Origin of the sequence: Streptomyces lucensis JCM 4490 (assembly GCF_014650035.1) — a bacterium.
Lineage (GTDB): Bacteria > Actinomycetota > Actinomycetes > Streptomycetales > Streptomycetaceae > Streptomyces > Streptomyces lucensis.
This window is the reverse complement of the sequence record NZ_BMUE01000005.1, coordinates 312,321-327,927: the sequence shown is the minus strand read 5'-3', so window position 1 is coordinate 327,927 and position 15,607 is coordinate 312,321. Positions and strand designations below refer to the sequence as shown.

General features: G+C 71.6%; 16 protein-coding genes. 1 reads left to right on the top strand and 15 read right to left on the bottom strand.

The features are described 5' to 3' along the window. Positions 1–4: 4 nt before the first annotated feature. Positions 5–985, bottom strand: a complete 981-nt coding sequence (locus tag IE177_RS14740; RefSeq protein ID WP_190015769.1) for an aspartate carbamoyltransferase catalytic subunit — start codon at positions 983–985, stop codon at positions 5–7. Positions 986–1,076: 91 nt separating this feature from the next. Then, positions 1,077–1,649: a bifunctional pyr operon transcriptional regulator/uracil phosphoribosyltransferase PyrR gene (gene pyrR, locus IE177_RS14735; RefSeq protein WP_190015768.1), complete on the bottom strand. Its 573-nt coding sequence runs from the start codon at positions 1,647–1,649 to the stop codon at positions 1,077–1,079. 252 nt (positions 1,650–1,901) lie between these two features. Here pyrR and bldD point away from each other — a divergent pair, with 252 nt between their 5' ends. Then, entirely contained in the window at positions 1,902–2,405 is a 504-nt protein-coding gene (gene bldD, locus IE177_RS14730; RefSeq protein WP_019984640.1) for a transcriptional regulator BldD, read from the top strand. A 206-nt stretch (positions 2,406–2,611) separates the two neighbouring features. On the opposite strand, the gene nusB is transcribed toward bldD, so the two are convergent. From nusB to IE177_RS14665, 13 genes are all read right to left on the bottom strand, one after another. Beyond that, the gene (gene nusB, locus IE177_RS14725; protein ID WP_190015767.1) at positions 2,612–3,040 is read right to left on the bottom strand and encodes a transcription antitermination factor NusB; all 429 of its coding nucleotides are present in this window, start codon (positions 3,038–3,040) and stop codon (positions 2,612–2,614) included. A 2-nt stretch (positions 3,041–3,042) separates the two neighbouring features. After that, complete coding sequence (efp, locus tag IE177_RS14720) at positions 3,043–3,609, bottom strand: elongation factor P (RefSeq protein ID WP_150479770.1); 567 nt, start codon at positions 3,607–3,609, stop codon at positions 3,043–3,045. 106 nt (positions 3,610–3,715) lie between these two features. Then, a complete protein-coding gene (locus IE177_RS14715; RefSeq protein ID WP_190015766.1) occupies positions 3,716–4,822 on the bottom strand; it encodes an aminopeptidase P family protein in 1,107 nt (368 codons plus the stop codon). Positions 4,823–4,902: 80 nt separating this feature from the next. Then, a complete protein-coding gene (locus IE177_RS14710) occupies positions 4,903–5,799 on the bottom strand; it encodes a Pro-rich N-terminal domain-containing protein (protein ID WP_190015765.1) in 897 nt (298 codons plus the stop codon). 252 nt (positions 5,800–6,051) lie between these two features. Further along, a complete protein-coding gene (aroB, locus tag IE177_RS14705; protein WP_190015764.1) occupies positions 6,052–7,143 on the bottom strand; it encodes a 3-dehydroquinate synthase in 1,092 nt (363 codons plus the stop codon). Continuing rightward, positions 7,140–7,658, bottom strand: a complete 519-nt coding sequence (locus IE177_RS14700) for a shikimate kinase (RefSeq protein ID WP_229816040.1) — start codon at positions 7,656–7,658, stop codon at positions 7,140–7,142. Before IE177_RS14700 ends, aroB begins: the two co-directional genes overlap by 4 nt. Further along, entirely contained in the window at positions 7,655–8,839 is a 1,185-nt protein-coding gene (gene aroC / locus IE177_RS14695; RefSeq protein ID WP_190015763.1) for a chorismate synthase, read from the bottom strand. The genes IE177_RS14700 and aroC overlap by 4 nt, the downstream gene beginning before the upstream one ends. 163 nt (positions 8,840–9,002) lie before the next feature. Further along, positions 9,003–9,830, bottom strand: a complete 828-nt coding sequence (locus tag IE177_RS14690) for a shikimate dehydrogenase (protein ID WP_190015762.1) — start codon at positions 9,828–9,830, stop codon at positions 9,003–9,005. After that, positions 9,830–11,491: an endolytic transglycosylase MltG gene (gene mltG / locus IE177_RS14685; RefSeq protein ID WP_190015761.1), complete on the bottom strand. Its 1,662-nt coding sequence runs from the start codon at positions 11,489–11,491 to the stop codon at positions 9,830–9,832. Before mltG ends, IE177_RS14690 begins: the two co-directional genes overlap by 1 nt. A gap of 121 nt (positions 11,492–11,612) precedes the next feature. Beyond that, on the bottom strand, positions 11,613–12,077 hold the full coding sequence (gene ruvX, locus IE177_RS14680) for a Holliday junction resolvase RuvX (protein ID WP_190015760.1): 465 nt from the start codon (positions 12,075–12,077) through the stop codon (positions 11,613–11,615). A 15-nt stretch (positions 12,078–12,092) separates the two neighbouring features. Next, a complete protein-coding gene (gene alaS / locus IE177_RS14675) occupies positions 12,093–14,765 on the bottom strand; it encodes an alanine--tRNA ligase (protein ID WP_190015759.1) in 2,673 nt (890 codons plus the stop codon). After that, positions 14,765–15,112, bottom strand: coding sequence for a hypothetical protein (locus tag IE177_RS14670; protein WP_190015758.1), 348 nt, complete (start codon positions 15,110–15,112; stop codon positions 14,765–14,767). The genes alaS and IE177_RS14670 overlap by 1 nt, the downstream gene beginning before the upstream one ends. A 16-nt stretch (positions 15,113–15,128) precedes the next feature. Next, positions 15,129–15,554 (bottom strand): DUF948 domain-containing protein, encoded by a 426-nt coding sequence (locus IE177_RS14665; protein WP_190015863.1) that lies wholly within the window; start codon positions 15,552–15,554, stop codon positions 15,129–15,131. Positions 15,555–15,607: the final 53 nt, after the last annotated feature.

Genomic DNA, 15,607 nt, shown 5'->3' with positions numbered 1-15,607 from the left:
GGTTCTACTTCTCCTCGGGGGTGCGGGCGTGGGTGAGGGCGGGCTCGTTGCCGCCGAGCAGCAGGTAGAGGACGGCCATCCGGATGGAGACGCCGTTGGCGACCTGCTCGACGACCGTGCAGCGGTCGGAGTCGGCGACCTCGGCGGTGATCTCCATGCCGCGGACCATCGGGCCGGGGTGCATCACGATGGCGTGCTCGGGCATCTTCGCCATGCGCTCGCCGTCGAGGCCGTAGCGCCGCGAGTACTCGCGCTCGGTGGGGAAGAAGGCGGCGTTCATGCGCTCGCGCTGGACGCGCAGCATCATCACCGCGTCGGACTTCACCAGCGTGCTGTCGAGGTCGTACGACACCTCGCAGGGCCAGCTTCCGACGCCGACCGGCACCAGCGTGGGCGGGGCGACCAGGGTGACCTCGGCGCCGAGGGTGTGCAGCAGGTCGACGTTGGAGCGGGCGACCCGGCTGTGCAGCACGTCCCCGACGATGGTGATCCGCTTGCCGCTGAGGTCCTGGCCGAGGCCGGCGTCCCGGCCGACCAGGCGGCGGCGCATGGTGAAGGCGTCGAGCAGGGCCTGGGTGGGGTGCTGGTGGGTGCCGTCGCCCGCGTTGACGACGGCGGCGTCGATCCAGCCGGAGTTGGCCAGGCGGTAGGGGGCGCCGGAGGCGCCGTGGCGGATGACGACGGCGTCGACGCCCATCGCCTCCAGGGTCTGGGCGGTGTCCTTCAGGGACTCGCCCTTGGACACCGACGACCCCTTGGCGGAGAAGTTGATGACGTCCGCGGAGAGGCGCTTCTCGGCGGCCTCGAAGGAGATCCGGGTGCGGGTGGAGTCCTCGAAGAAGAGGTTGACGATCGTGCGGCCGCGCAGGGTCGGCAGTTTCTTGATCGGCCGGTCGGCGACCCGGGCCATCTCCTCGGCGGTGTCGAGGATCAGGACGGCGTCGTCGCGGGTGAGGTCGGCGGCCGAGATGAGATGACGCTGCATCTGTCAGGCTCCGTAAGGCAGTTCGGTCAGGAGATTCGGGGCAGGCCGGTGCGCGTACGGGCGCGCCGGAGCGGCCGTACGCCGGACTTGGCTACTGGCCGGCCGGCTTCACACCGAGCAGCACGGTGTCGCGACCGTCCTCCTCGGCGAGCTGGACCTTGACCGTCTCCCGCAACGACGTGGGGAGGTTCTTGCCGACGTAGTCGGCGCGGATGGGCAGTTCGCGGTGGCCGCGGTCGACCAGGACCGCGAGCTGGACCGCGCGGGGGCGCCCGATGTCGTTCAGGGCGTCGAGGGCGGCGCGGATGGTACGGCCGGAGAAGAGCACGTCGTCGACGAGGACGACCAGCCTGCCGTCGATGCCGTCACCGGGGATCTCGGTGCGGGCCAGCGCGCGCGGCGGGTGCATGCGCAGGTCGTCGCGGTACATCGTGATGTCGAGCGAGCCGACCGGGACCTCGCGGCCGGTGACCTGCCGCAGCTTGGCGGCGAGCCGCTGGGCGAGGAAGACGCCTCGGGTCGGGATGCCGAGGAGCACCACGTCGTCGGCGCCCTTGGCGCGCTCGACGATCTCGTGGGCGATGCGGGTCAGTACCCGCGCGATGTCGGGGCCCTCGAGAACGGGCCGCGCATCGGTCGCATGCGTGTTCGCGTGCGTGTCCATACGAAACGGACCTCCTTCTCCGCCTCACGGGACGGACCTTAAAGGACGTCGGATTTGCGCCATCCACGGTAGCAGGTCCCCGGGAGCCCCCCGATCACCCCCCTGGCGGAATCGGCCGGCGCCGTCACGGAAGAGTCGGTGTGGACCATTCGGCTTGACGCACGAGAGTCACGCTGCGTAACCTCACAGTGAGTTACCAGCCGCGCGGCGGGCAGACAGCCGACCGCGTCGACACAGTGTCCGGGGAGCTATATGTCCAGCGAATACGCCAAACAGCTCGGGGCCAAGCTCCGGGCCATCCGCACCCAGCAGGGCCTTTCCCTCCACGGTGTCGAGGAGAAGTCCCAGGGTCGCTGGAAGGCCGTGGTGGTCGGTTCGTACGAACGCGGCGACCGTGCCGTGACCGTGCAGCGTCTTGCCGAGCTGGCCGATTTCTATGGCGTTCCTGTGCAGGAGCTGCTGCCGGGCACCACTCCGGGCGGCGCCGCCGAGCCGCCGCCGAAGCTGGTCCTGGACCTGGAGCGGCTGGCCACCGTGCCGGCCGAGAAGGCGGGCCCGCTGCAGCGCTACGCGGCGACCATCCAGTCCCAGCGCGGCGACTACAACGGCAAGGTGCTCTCGATCCGCCAGGACGACCTGCGCACACTCGCCGTCATCTACGACCAGTCCCCCTCGGTCCTGACCGAGCAGCTGATCAGCTGGGGCGTCCTGGACGCGGACGCGCGCCGTGCGGTCGCCGCGCACGAAGAGGCGTAAGCGCGGGGAGAACCCAGCAGAAACGTGCCGCCGGGGTGGCCGGAACTTCACGGTTCCGGCCACCCCGGCGGCGTTCTACGGCTCTCGTGGCCCCTTCCCGGTACGGGGGGAGCCACGGCACACCGACGGGGCGCGGGGAACCGCGCGGGCGGCCGCGGACGGCCCATGGCCGCCCGGCCGCCGCGGTTCCTCGGCGCCCCTTCTCGTCAGGCGCGACGCAGTGTCGGCTTGAGGTCCTTCAGCCGGCCGAGGAGGCCGTTCACGAACGAGGGCGACTCGTCCGTCGAGAACTCCTTCGCCAGCTGCACCATCTCGTCCAGGACGACGGCGTCCGGGGTCTCGTCGACCCAGATCAGCTCGTACGCGCCCAGCCGCAGGATGTTGCGGTCGACGACCGGCATCCGGTCCAGCGTCCAGCCCACCGCGTACTGCGCGATCAGCTCGTCGATGCGCTTCGCGTGCTCCGCGTAGCCCTCGACCAGCTGCATCGTGTACTCGCTGACCGGCGGCTGCCGCGTGTCGGACCGGGACAGCCGGATCCAGTCCGCGAGGACCGTCAGGACGTCGGCGCCGCGCTGGTCGCCTTCGAAGAGGATCTGGAAGGCGCGCTTGCGGGCCGTGTTGCGGGCAGCCACGGTTAGCTGTTCACCCGGCCGAGGTAGTCACTGGTGCGGGTGTCGACCTTGATCTTCTCACCGGTGGTGATGAAGAGGGGGACCTGGATCTGGTGACCGGTCTCCAGGGTGGCGGGCTTGGTGCCGCCGGTGGAGCGGTCGCCCTGGACACCCGGCTCGGTCTCCTGCACGACCAGCTCGACGGCGGCCGGCAGCTCGACGAAGAGGACCTCGCCCTCGTGCTGGGCGACGGTGGCCGTGAAGCCCTCGATGAGGAAGTTGGCGGCGTCGCCGACGGCCTTGCGGTCGACCATCAGCTGGTCGTAGGTCTCCATGTCCATGAAGACGAAGTAGTCGCCGTCCATGTACGAGAACTGCATGTCGCGCTTGTCGACAGTGGCCGTCTCGACCTTGACGCCGGCGTTGAAGGTCTTGTCGACGACCTTGCCGGAGAGCACGTTCTTGAGCTTGGTGCGCACGAAGGCCGGGCCCTTGCCGGGCTTGACGTGCTGGAACTCGACGACGGACCAGAGCTGGCCGCCTTCGAGCTTGAGCACCATGCCGTTCTTGAGGTCGTTCGTGGAAGCCACGGTTGCGGAATCTCCTGGACTGACGTGGACGACCCCGGCGCACGCACCCAGCGGCGCCGGGGAAGGCCGGGCGGCGTGGGGATGTGCCTGGTCTTCCCTGGGGTCGCTAGAGCGCGAGCAGCTCCTTGGTCGTGATGGTGAGTAGCTCGGGTCCGCCGTCCGCCTCGGGGCGCACGACGAGCGTGTCATCGATCCGGACACCGCCCCGGCCCGGGAGGTGGACCCCCGGTTCGACGGTGACCGGCACGCAAGCGTCCAGTTTACCCATGGCCGCGGGGGCCAGCTGCGGGTCCTCGTCGATTTCGAGTCCGACCCCGTGTCCGGTCAGCGGTGTGAGTGCCTCCGCATAGCCCGCGGAGTCCAGGACCTGGCGGGCGGCACGGTCGACGTCGCGGTACGCGGTCCCCGGCGCCAGGGACTCGCGCCCGGCCCGCTGGGCGGCGAAGACGAGGTCGTACAGCTCGATCTGCCAGTCGGCGGGCGAGGTGCCGATGACGAAGGTGCGGCCGATCTCGCAGCGGTAGCCGCGATAGGTGGCACCCAGGCAGACGGAGAGGAAGTCGCCCTCCTCCACGCGCCGGTCGGTGGGGCGGTGGCCGCGGCGCCCGGAGTGCGGTCCGGTGGCCACGGAGGTGGGGAAGGCCGGCCCGTCTGCTCCGTGGTCGACCAGGCGCCGCTCCAGCTCCAGCGCGAGGTGCCGCTCGGTGCGGCCGACCAGGATGGACTCCAGCAGTTCGCCGAGCGCCTGGTCGGCGATCTCGGCGCCGATGCGCAGACAGGAGATCTCCTCCTCGTCCTTGACGACCCTGAGCTGCTCCACGGCCGCGCCGAGGTCGGCCAGGCGGAGCGCCGGGGCGACCGAGGCGAGCGCCCGGTGGCGGGCCACGGTGAGGTGGTGTTCCTCCACCGCCAGGGAATCGGCGCCCTCGGCCGTGGCGAGACCGGCCGCCGCCACCGCGGGATCGCCGCCGGACGAGGACAGCACGTGCGTCCGCAGGTTCTCGTCCGGCCGGCCCTCGAACGGACGGTCCTCGGGCTGGCCGGCGCAGACGAGCAGGTCCTCGCGCCTGCCCAGGAGCAGGACGGCGCCCTGGGGGGCCGCCGCCGCGAGATAGCGCACGTTGGCGGGGCGGGTGACGAGCGCTGCCGCGGTGCCGGCCGCGTTGAAGTGGTCCCTCAGCCGGGATCGGCGGTTCGCGTACACCTCTGACATGAGATGAGCGTAGGAGCTTTGCGCGGATCGTGCCGATCGAGGGGGGCCGAGTGGGGTTCGCGGGGGTTCGTCCGGCTCGGTTACCAGCTCGGCGGGCTCGCTATGGCCCGCGCCAGGACCTCGTCCAGTACCTGGGCCGTGCCGGGGACGTCCAGCTGGGAGTTGTCGATGATCGGCAGTCCCGAGCCGTACCAGCCGGCCATCCGGCCGTGGATGCGGGCCACCTCCTCGTCGGTGAGGCGGCGGTTGCCCGTCCGTTCGGCGTTGCGCTCCAGGACGATGTCCAGTCCCGGAAGGAGGACGACCGGGAGCAGCCCGGGGCCCACGTGGCGCTTCCAGCCGCCGAGGCCGACCACCGGGCGGTCCGGGAAGACGGCGTCGTCCAGGATGCAGGAGATGCCGTTGGCCAGGAAGTTCCGGGCGGCGAAGCCGCAGGTGCGGCGGGCGAGGCGGTACTGGGCCTCGGAGTTCTCGTTCCAGCCGGACTGGGGGTCGGCGAAGCCCGAGCGGACCCATTCGCGCACGTCGTCCAGGCTGATGTGGGCCGTGGGGACGCGCCGGTGGTCCGCCCAGTACTTGGCCACGCTCGTCTTGCCGGCTCCGGCCGGACCGATCAGCAGGACGGCCAGGGTGGTGGCCGTCGGGTCGGCGGGCGCGGCCGTGGCGGGCGGCGCCGTGGGGACGCCGACCGGGCCGCCCGGTGGCAGCGGCACGTGGCCGGTGGTATCCGGGGCCGGCTGTGCGGGGGCGGGCGGGACGGCGGCGTGCTGCGGGGCCGGGGGCTGCGGGGGCGCCGGAGGTACGGTCCCGGACGCGGCCGGGAAGCCCGGTGCCTGGGGCGGCGGGGGAACGGGGCCGGGGCCCTGGGGGGCCGCCGGGTGCGGGCCGGGGTGGTGCCCGGCCGGCGCCCAGCCGGCGTGCGGCCCCTGCCCCGGCTGCTGGGGCGGCGGCAGCGGAGACCCCACTGCGTGCTGCATCCGTTGCCACTCCGTCTCGTCGTTCGGCTCGTTCGCCGCCGGGGCGTCCGGGTCGGTGCGGCGCCCCTCCGGCTCACTCGCAGCAGGCCATTGGTGCTGGCAGCGGGGGCGGACCCCCACTGCCCACCGAACGGTACCGTCCCCGGCCGTCATTTGCCGCAACGGCCGGGGACCGCCCGAAGTGCCCGGTCCCCCGGGGGAACCGGACACCGGACAACCGCGGGAAAGCGGACGTACGGAGCGGCGCGGGACCTACTGGCCCACTTCTCCGTAGGCGGCGAGCAGGACGGCCGGATCCGGGCCTTCCAGGACGGTCGGCTTGGCCAGGCCGTCGAGCACGATGAAGCGCAGCAGGTCGCCACGGGACTTCTTGTCGACCTTCATGGTCTGGAGCAGCTTGGGCCACTGGTCGTAGCGGTAGTGCAGCGGCAGCCCCACGGACTCCAGGACCGTGCGGTGGCGGTCCGCGGTCGCGTCGTCCAACCGGCCCGCGAGACGGCCCAGTTCGGCGGCGAAGTGCATGCCGACCGCGACCGCCGCGCCGTGCCGCCACTTGTAGCGCTCGTTCTTCTCGATGGCGTGGCCGAGCGTGTGGCCGTAGTTGAGGATCTCCCGCAGACCGGACTCCTTCAGGTCCGAGGAGACGACCTCGGCCTTGACCCGGATCGACCGCTCGATCAGCTCGGCCGTGTGCGGGCCCGCCGGGGTGCGGGCGGCCCCGGGATCGGACTCGATGAGGTCGAGGATCACCGGGTCGGCGATGAAGCCCGCCTTGATGACCTCCGCCAGCCCGGATACGTAGTCGTTGACCGGGAGGGAGTCCAGCGCGGCGAGGTCGCACAGGACACCGGCCGGCGGGTGGAAGGCCCCCACCAGGTTCTTGCCCTCGGCGGTGTTGATGCCGGTCTTGCCGCCGACCGCCGCGTCCACCATGGCCAGCACGGTGGTCGGGACGGCGATCCAGCGCACTCCGCGCAGCCAGGTCGCGGCGACGAACCCGGCCAGGTCCGTCGTCGCGCCGCCGCCGACGCCGACGATGACATCGGTGCGGGTGAAGCCGGACTGACCCAGCGCCTTCCAGCAGTAGGCGGCGACCTCGGCGGTCTTGGCCTCCTCCGCGTTGGGCACCTGGATGGCGACGGCCTCGTACCCCTGCTCGGCGAGGTCGGCGCGCAGCGCGTCGCCGGTCTCGGCCAGCGCCTCGGGGTGGATCACCGCGATCCGCTTGGCCTTCGGCCCGATCAGGCCGGCCAGTTCGCCCAGGAGCTGCCGGCCGACCAGTACCTCGTACGGGTCGGTGCCGGCGCTGCCGGCTACCTGGATGCGGGTGACTGCCTCGCTCATGCTTCTTCCAACTCCAGTGCGTCCAGCGCAGCTCGGGTGACCTCTTCGGGGGTGCGGCCGTCCGTCGGCACGACCGCGGTGGCGACCTCCTCGTACAGGTGCCGCCGGGCCTCCATCAGCTCGCGCCACTGCTTGCGCGGGTTGACCGCGAGCAGCGGGCGGGCCACGTTCAGGCCGGTGCGCCTGACGGCCTCGTCCACGTCCATGGAGAGGTAGACCACCCGGTGCCCGGCGAGCAGCGCGCGGGTGTCCGGGTCGAGGATCGCGCCGCCGCCGAGCGCGAGGACGCCCCCGTGCCCGGCGAGCGCGTCCCGTACCGCGCGCTTCTCGAGTGCCCGGAAGGCGGGCTCCCCCTCGTCCATGAAGATGTCGGAGATGGTGCGGCCCTGCTCGGCGACGATGTCGTCGTCCGTGTCCCGGTACCCCACGCCCAGCCGCTCGGCCAGCAGCCGCCCGACGGTGGACTTGCCGACGCCCATCGGGCCCACGAGTACGACCGCAGGCACGGTGCTCACCTGATCGCGAGGTGGTCGAGGTACGACCGCACGTTCCGGCCGGTCTCGGCGACCGAGTCGCCGCCGAACTTCTCGGCGACCGCGTCCGCCAGCACCAGCGCGACCATGGCCTCGGCGACGATGCCGGCCGCCGGGACCGCACAGACGTCGGAACGCTGGTGGTGGGCCTGGGCCTCCTCACCGGTCACGACGTCCACCGTCCGCAGGGCGCGCGGGACGGTCGCGATCGGCTTCATGGCGGCGCGCACGCGCAGCAGCTCGCCCGTCGTCAGGCCGCCCTCGGTGCCGCCGGAGCGGCCGGAGGCCCGCTTGATGCCCTCGGGGGTGGTCAGGATCTCGTCGTGCGCCTTGGAACCCGGCACCCGGGCCAGTTCGAAGCCGTCGCCGACCTCCACGCCCTTGATCGCCTGGATGCCCATGAGGGCGGCGGCGAGGCGGGCGTCCAGGCGGCGGTCCCAGTGGACGTGCGAGCCGAGGCCGACCGGGACGCCGTAGGCCAGCACCTCGACCACGCCACCGAGCGTGTCGCCGTCCTTGTGGGCCTGGTCGATCTCCGCGACCATCGCCTTCGAGGCGTCGGCGTCCAGGCAGCGCACCGGATCCGCGTCCAGCTTCGCCACGTCGGCCGGGGTCGGGTAGACGCCGTAGGGGGCCTTGGCGGAGGCAAGCTCCACGACGTGGGAGACGATCTCGATGCCGGCCGTCTCCTTCAGGTAGGAGCGGGCGACGGCACCCAGGGCCACGCGCGCGGCCGTCTCGCGGGCCGAGGCGCGCTCCAGGATCGGGCGGGCCTCGTCGAAGCCGTACTTCTGCATGCCGGCGAGGTCGGCGTGACCGGGCCGGGGCCGGGTCAGCGGCGCGTTGCGGGCGAGCCCGGCCAGCACCTCCGGGTCGACCGGGTCGGCCGCCATGACCTGGTCCCACTTGGGCCACTCGGTGTTGCCGACCATGATCGCGACCGGGGAACCGAGGGTGAGACCGTGCCGGACGCCGCCCAGGAACGTGATCTCGTCCCGCTCGAACTTCATGCGCGCACCGCGGCCATAGCCGAGCCGCCGCCGCGCCAGGTGGTCCGCCACCATGTCGGTGGTGATCGGCACGCCGGCGGGAAGCCCCTCCAGCGTCGCGACAAGTGCGGGACCGTGGGACTCCCCCGCGGTCAGCCAACGCAGCCTGCTCAACGGTGCTCCTCCGTGTTCGCGCCCGGTACTGCTGCGCACGCGGTTCCTCGCGTACGGCGACGGCACGGCCGGTCGCGCGACCCCGGCCCGCCACCTCCGATCCTCCCACGTCCCGGGCGCTGTCCGGCCGCCGGTCCAGCAGACGGACGCGGGAGCGCGCCGCTCAGCGGGCGGCGAGCGCCTTCTCGCCGGCCCGGCGCATGGCCTCCAGCGGGGCCGGGGAGCGGCCGGTCATCTGCTCGACCTGGAGCACGGCCTGGTGGACCAGCAGGTCGAGGCCGCCGACCACGGCGCCGCCGAACATGGACCAGCGGGCCGCCAGCTCGGTGGGCCAGGGGTCGTAGAGCACGTCGAAGAGGGTGGCGGGGCGTTCGGGTACGGCGGCGGCGAGCGCGTCGGTGGTACCGGCCGGCGTGGTGGCGATCACCAGCGGGGCCCGCAGGGCCTCGGCCGCGTCCGCCCAGTCGGCCGTGCGCACCTCCACGTCCAGCCGCTCGCCCCACCGGCGCATCTCGGCGGCGCGGGCCTCGCTGCGGACGTAGGCGACGACCTCCCCGGTGCAGATCCGGGCGAGCGCGGCGAGCGCGGAGGAGGCGGTGGCGCCGGCGCCGAGGATCGCGGCGGAGCCGACCTCCTCGATGCCGTGCTCGCGCAGGGCGGCCACCATGCCGGGGATGTCGGTGTTGTCGCCGGTCCGGCGGCCGTCCTCGGTGAGGACGACCGTGTTGACCGCGTCCACGGAGGCGGCCGTCTCGCTGATCTCGTCCAGCAGCGGGATGACCGCCCGCTTGAGCGGCATGGTCAGCGACAGCCCCGCCCACTGCTCTCCCAGCTCCGCGAGGAACCCGGGCAGCCCGGCCTCGTCGACCTCGAAGCGCTCGTACGACCAGTCGGTGAGCCCGAGTTCGCCGTACGCGGCCCGGTGCAGCGCCGGGGAGAGGGAGTGGGCGATGGGCGAACCGAGCACGGCGGCCCGGTGGGTCACTGTCATCAGCTCTTTTTCCTCGACGCGTTCCACTCCTCGACCAGCTTGTTGTGCTCGTCGAGCGTCCGCGTGAACTTGCTGGTCTTGCCGTCCATCGAGATGAAGTAGTACCAGCCGTCGTCGGTCGGGTCGAGCGCACCCCTGAGCGCTTCCTCGCCGGGGTTGTCGATGGGCCCCGGCGGCAGGCCCTTGGAGAAGTAGGTGTTGTAGGGGTTGTCGTACCTGCGCAGCTCGGCGATGCTCAGGTCGATCTTGCTCTGGTTCTTCACGTAGTTGTACGTGGAGTCGAACTCCAGCCGCCCGTAGGTCTGCGGGTTGTCCGGCGTGAGGCGGTTGTAGACGACCTCGGCCATCTTGCGGAAGTCGTCGTGGCTCGTGCCCTCGGCCTGCGCCAGGCTCGCCACGGTGAGCAGCTGCCAGGGGCCGTCGAGGCCGAGGACCTTGGCCTTCTTCTCCAGGCCCAGCTCCCGGTACTTGGCGGTGGCCTGCGAGACCATGCCCTTGAGGACGGCCTCGGGCTTCTGGCCCTTGGTGACCGCGTAGCTGGACGGGTAGAGGAAGCCCTCCAGCGGGTCCTTGAGATTCGGGTGGTTCAGCGCCCAGGCGGGCAGGCCGAGGTGCTTGTACTCCTTCTTCGCGACGCGCGCGGTGGTGCCCGCCGCCACGCCGACGCGCTTGTCGATCAGGCCGTAGATCTCGATGTTGCGCCGGCCCTCGGCGATGATCAGGTTGCTGCGGCTCTTCGGGCTGAGCATCAGTTCCACCGCGCTCGCGGCGGACATCTCCTTCTCCAGGGTGTAGACGCCGTCCTGGAGCGACTTGCCCTTGGGATTCGCCTGCAGCGCGGAGACGAACGCGGCGGCGCTCTCGACGACGCCCGCCTCCTTCAGCTTCTGGCCGATCTCCCAGCCGCCGTCGCCCTTGGTGATGCTGACGGTGACCTCGTGGCCGTTGCCGCTGCCCGCGTAGTCCGGGGCCGGGGCGAAACGATTTTGGTAGAACTTGTAGCCGAAGTACCCGACTCCGCCGAGGCCGCCGCCGAACACCAGGACGACGACCATGCAGGCGCAGCCGGTACGCCGTTTCTTGTCCTTGACGGGTTTGCGGCCCTTGCCTCGCCTGTCGCGCCGGCTCTGGAGCTCGTGCTCCTCGTCGTCGTCGCGGCCGTCCTCCTCGAGGGGGGCGGGCTCCTCCTCGTCGGCCGCGGGCTCCGGCCGCGCTTCCGGCTCGGGCTGCCTGCGCCCGGGCGGCTGCGGTGGGGGGTAGGCGTCCGCGGTGCCGTACAGGTCGGGCTGTTCCCCGCCGTACGCGACGGGCTGCTGGTTGTACGGGTCGTTGGGGTCGGCGGCGTAGGGCACGTGGCCGTGCGTGTTGCCCGCCTGCCAGGCGTCCTGGTGGTACTGCTGCTGCGTGTGGCCGGCGAGCTGCTGGTCGTAGCCGCCGTGACCCTGTTCGTCGTAGTACTGGTACTGCTGCCCGTCGTACCCGGGGTGCTGCTGGTTCCACTCGCCGTGCTGCGGCTCCTGCGGGTGGGGGTGCTGCGGCCGGCCGCCGTAGGCGGACTGCGGGCCGACGTGCGCCTGCTGTCCCTCCCATCCGCCGTCCCCGTACAACGGGTCCTGCGGATGCCACGGTTCGGAGCCCGGGCCCCGGCCATACTCAGTCATCGATCCCCTAGAGCCGCGAGGCCGACGGTCCGCGGCCGGTGGGCCGGTTTCCGTTCCGCCTCTTGCTGTGCCCCGGCTGTTCGAACACCGGCGCATCGCGCGGAACGTTACCGTATCGCGATCAGACAACCACTTCGACGCCCTCGCCGGGTGCCTTGCCTGACACCCGTTCGGATTCCAGGGCCTGCTGCAGAATGACGACGGCCGCGGCCTGGTCGATGACCGACCTGCCCTTCTTGGACCTCACCCCCGAGGCGCGCAGTCCCTGACTGGCCGTCACGGTGGTCATCCGCTCGTCGACCAGGCGGACCGGCACCGGCTTGACGCCCCTGGCCAGCTCCTGGGCGAAGGCGCGGACCTTGACGGCGGCCGGGCCCTCGCCCCCCTTGAGGGAGCGAGGGAGTCCGACGACGACCTCGATCGGTTCGTACTCCTCCACCAGCTGGCGCAGCCGGCGGTGGGCGGCGGGTACGTCCCGGCCGGGAACGGTCTCCACCGGTGTGGCGAGGATCCCATCGGGGTCGCACGAGGCGACCCCGATCCGGGCGTCCCCGACGTCGATCGCGAGCCGGCGTCCTCTGCGCATGGGGCGACCGCTTCCCTACTTGGCGGTGTCGGCGACGAGTCGCTCGACGGCGTCGACGGCCTCGCCGACGGCGGCCGGGTTCTGGCCGCCGCCCTGGGCGACGTCCGGCTTGCCGCCACCGCCGCCGCCGAGGGTCTTGGCGGCGGCGCGGACCAGGTCACCGGCCTTCAGACCGCGCTCGCGCGCGGCCTCGTTGGTGGCGATGACCGTCAGCGGCTTGCCGCCGGTGACCGTGAAGAGGGCGACCACGGCGGCCCGGCCGCCCTGGATCCGGCCGCGCACGTCGAGGACCAGCTTGCGCAGGTCGTCCGGCGCCGTGCCGTCCGGGACCTGGCCGGTGACCAGGGCGACGCCCCGCACGTCCTTGGCGGACCCGGCGAGGCCGGCGGCGGCCTGCAGCACCTTCTCGGCGCGGAACCTCTCGATCTCCTTCTCGGCGTCCTTCAGCTTGCCGAGCATGGCGGAGACCTTCTCCGGAAGCTCCTCCGGACGGCCCTTGATCAGCTCCTGGAGCTGGGCGACGACCGTGTGCTCGCGGGCGAGGAAGTTGTAGGCGTCCACGCCGACCAGGGCCTCGATACGGCGCACACCGGAGCCGATGGAGGACTCGCCGAGCAGCTTCACCAGGCCCAGCTGGGCCGTGTTGTGCACGTGTGTGCCGCCGCACAGCTCCTTGGAGAAGTCGCCGATGGTCACCACGCGGACGCGCTCGCCGTACTTCTCGCCGAACTCGGCGATGGCGCCCTGCTTCTTGGCCTCGTCGATGCCCATGACCTCGGCGTGCACGTCGAGGTCCCGGGCGAGCACCTCGTTGATCTTCTGCTCGACGTCGGTCATCACGGCCGTCGGGACGGCGGAGGGCGAGCCGAAGTCGAAGCGGAAGCGGCCGGGCTGGTTCTCGGAACCGGCCTGGGCGGCCGTCGGGCCGAGGGCGTCGCGCAGCGCCTGGTGGGTCAGGTGCGTGGCCGAGTGGGCGCGGGCGATGGCGTGGCGGCGGCGGGCGTCGATGGAGGCGTGGGCCTTGGCGCCGACGGTGACCTCGCCGACCTGGACGACGCCCTTGTGGACGTACACGCCCGGGACCGGCTTCTGGCAGTCGCGGATCTCGACGACGGCGCCGGAGTCGACCCTGATCCGGCCGGTGTCGCCGATCTGGCCACCGCCCTCGGCGTAGAACGGGGTGCGGTCCAGGACGATCTCGACCTCGTCGCCCTCGGCGGCGGCCGGGGAGGAGACCCCGTCGACGAGGATGCCGACGATCGTGGTCTCGCTCTCGGTCTCGGTGTAGCCGGTGAAGTCGGTGGCGCCGGCGGCGTCGGCGATCTCCCGGTAGGCGCCCATGTCGGCGTGGCCGGTCTTCTTGGCCTGGGCGTCGGCCTTGGCGCGCTCCCGCTGCTCCTTCATCAGGCGGCGGAAGCCCTCCTCGTCCACGGAGAGGCCCTGCTCGGCGGCCATCTCCAGGGTGAGGTCGATCGGGAAGCCCCAGGTGTCGTGGAGCAGGAAGGCCTTGTCGCCGGAGAGGACGCTGCCGCCGGACTGCTTGGTCTCGGTGACGGCGGTGTCGAGGATGTTGGTGCCGGCCTTCAGCGTCTTCAGGAAGGCGTTCTCCTCGGCGAGGGCGACCTTCTCGATGCGCTCGCGGTCGGTGACCAGCTCCGGGTACTGCTGGCCCATCATGCCGATGACGACGTCGATGAGGTCCTTGACGACCGGGCCGGTGGCGCCGAGCAGGCGCATGTTGCGGATGGCGCGGCGCATGATGCGGCGCAGCACGTAGCCGCGGCCCTCGTTGCCGGGGGTGACGCCGTCGCCGATGAGCATGGTGGCGGTGCGCATGTGGTCGGTGACCACGCGCAGCGACACGTCCGAGTCGTGGGCGTCGCCGTAGCGGACACCGGTCAGCTCGGTGGCCTTGTCGATCACGGCCATGGAGGTGTCGATCTCGTACATGTTCTGCACGCCCTGCAGAATCATGGCGAGCCGCTCCAGGCCGAGGCCCGTGTCGATGTTCTTGCTCGGCAGGTCCCCGAGGATCTCGAAGTTGTCCTTGCCGATGCCCTCGCCGCGCTCGTACTGCATGAAGACGAGGTTCCAGATCTCCACGTACCGCTCGTCGTTGACGGCGGGGCCGCCCTCGACGCCGAACTCGGGGCCGCGGTCGTAGTTGATCTCGGAGCAGGGGCCGCAGGGGCCGGGGACGCCCATGGACCAGTAGTTGTCCTTCATGCCCAGGCGCTGGATGCGTTCCTTGGGCACGCCGACGACCTCGTGCCAGATACGCTCGGCCTCGTCGTCGTCCTTGTAGACGGTGATCCACAGGCGCTCGGGGTCGAGGCCGTAACCGCCCTTGTCCTGGGGCGTGGTGAGCAGCTCCCAGGCGTACTTGATGGCACCTTCCTTGAAGTAGTCACCGAAGGAGAAGTTGCCGCACATCTGGAAGAACGTGCCGTGGCGGGTGGTCTTGCCGACCTCTTCGATGTCGGGCGTGCGCACGCACTTCTGCACGCTGGTGGCGCGCGCGAAGGGGGGCTTGACCTCACCGAGGAAGTAGGGCTTGAAGGGCACCATGCCGGCGGGGACGAGGAGCAGAGTCGGGTCGTCCGCGATGAGCGACGCCGAAGGGACGACGGTGTGCCCGCGCTCCTCGAAGAAGCTCAGCCAGCGGCGGCGAATCTCGGCCGACTCCATCAGTGGTCCTCATTCCGGTTGTGCGAGTACGTCGTGTTCTCGATGTACTTCGGGCTGCTGCGGTTGTTCTCGATGACGGCGTGGCGCCGGGGCGCGGGGAGCCCGGGGTCCTCGTCGATGCCGAGGGCGTCGTTCAGCTCCGCCTCGCGCTGCGCCATGTTGTCGCGCACGTCGAGCGCGAAGCCGACCGCGCGGTCCTTCACGCGCCGGCCGGTCTCCAGGGCCTTGTTCGCCGCGGTGGCGGCCAGGCTCTCCGGGGTCAGCTGCCTGAGCTTGCGGTTGACCTTGGTGGTGGCCCACACACCGGCGGCGACACCCGAGGTGAACCAGAACGTACGGCGGAACATCGCTCGGTCTCAGTCCTTACTTCCGCTTGCGGCGTGCGGCGGGGACCGTCCGGCCCACGATCACGGTACGCCGGGGCGCCTTCGCGGGCACGTCCTCCCTGCGGCCCCCCAGGGCCCGGCGGACGCCGTAGCCGAAGGCCGCGACCTTGACCAGGGGGCCGCCGAAGGTGGAGGCGACGGTGGTCGACAGCGCGGAGGCGTTCGACGTGACCTCCTGGACGTCGGAGGCGATCGCGTCGACCCGGTCGATCTGGGTCTGCGCCGAACGCACCGCCTGGGAGGCGTCGGCTAGCAGCGGGACGGCCTGGTCGGTCACGTCCGCCACGAGCTTGGTGGTCGCCTTGAGCGTCTGGGCCAGCCTCGCCAGTGCGACGGCGAGGAAGGAGACCAGGATCGCCCAGAAGACGGCCACCAGGATCCCGGCCACCTCACCACCGGACACTGTGCGCACCCGCTCCCTGAAACGTGCCTGAGCATCGAAAAAGTCGTGGCCCC

What these genes read in the sequence shown, in the direction of transcription:
- IE177_RS14740 (WP_190015769.1), bottom strand. Translation starts at nt 985, where the DNA reads ATGCAGCGTCATCTCATCTCGGCCGCCGACCTCACCCGCGACGACGCC.
- pyrR (WP_190015768.1), bottom strand. Translation starts at nt 1,649, where the DNA reads ATGGACACGCACGCGAACACGCATGCGACCGATGCGCGGCCCGTTCTC.
- bldD (WP_019984640.1), top strand. Translation starts at nt 1,902, where the DNA reads ATGTCCAGCGAATACGCCAAACAGCTCGGGGCCAAGCTCCGGGCCATC.
- IE177_RS14715 (WP_190015766.1), bottom strand. Translation starts at nt 4,822, where the DNA reads ATGTCAGAGGTGTACGCGAACCGCCGATCCCGGCTGAGGGACCACTTC.
- IE177_RS14710 (WP_190015765.1), bottom strand. Translation starts at nt 5,799, where the DNA reads ATGCAGCACGCAGTGGGGTCTCCGCTGCCGCCGCCCCAGCAGCCGGGG.
- aroB (WP_190015764.1), bottom strand. Translation starts at nt 7,143, where the DNA reads ATGAGCGAGGCAGTCACCCGCATCCAGGTAGCCGGCAGCGCCGGCACC.
- IE177_RS14690 (WP_190015762.1), bottom strand. Translation starts at nt 9,830, where the DNA reads ATGACAGTGACCCACCGGGCCGCCGTGCTCGGTTCGCCCATCGCCCAC.
- mltG (WP_190015761.1), bottom strand. Translation starts at nt 11,491, where the DNA reads ATGACTGAGTATGGCCGGGGCCCGGGCTCCGAACCGTGGCATCCGCAG.
- ruvX (WP_190015760.1), bottom strand. Translation starts at nt 12,077, where the DNA reads ATGCGCAGAGGACGCCGGCTCGCGATCGACGTCGGGGACGCCCGGATC.
- alaS (WP_190015759.1), bottom strand. Translation starts at nt 14,765, where the DNA reads ATGGAGTCGGCCGAGATTCGCCGCCGCTGGCTGAGCTTCTTCGAGGAG.
- IE177_RS14670 (WP_190015758.1), bottom strand. Translation starts at nt 15,112, where the DNA reads ATGTTCCGCCGTACGTTCTGGTTCACCTCGGGTGTCGCCGCCGGTGTG.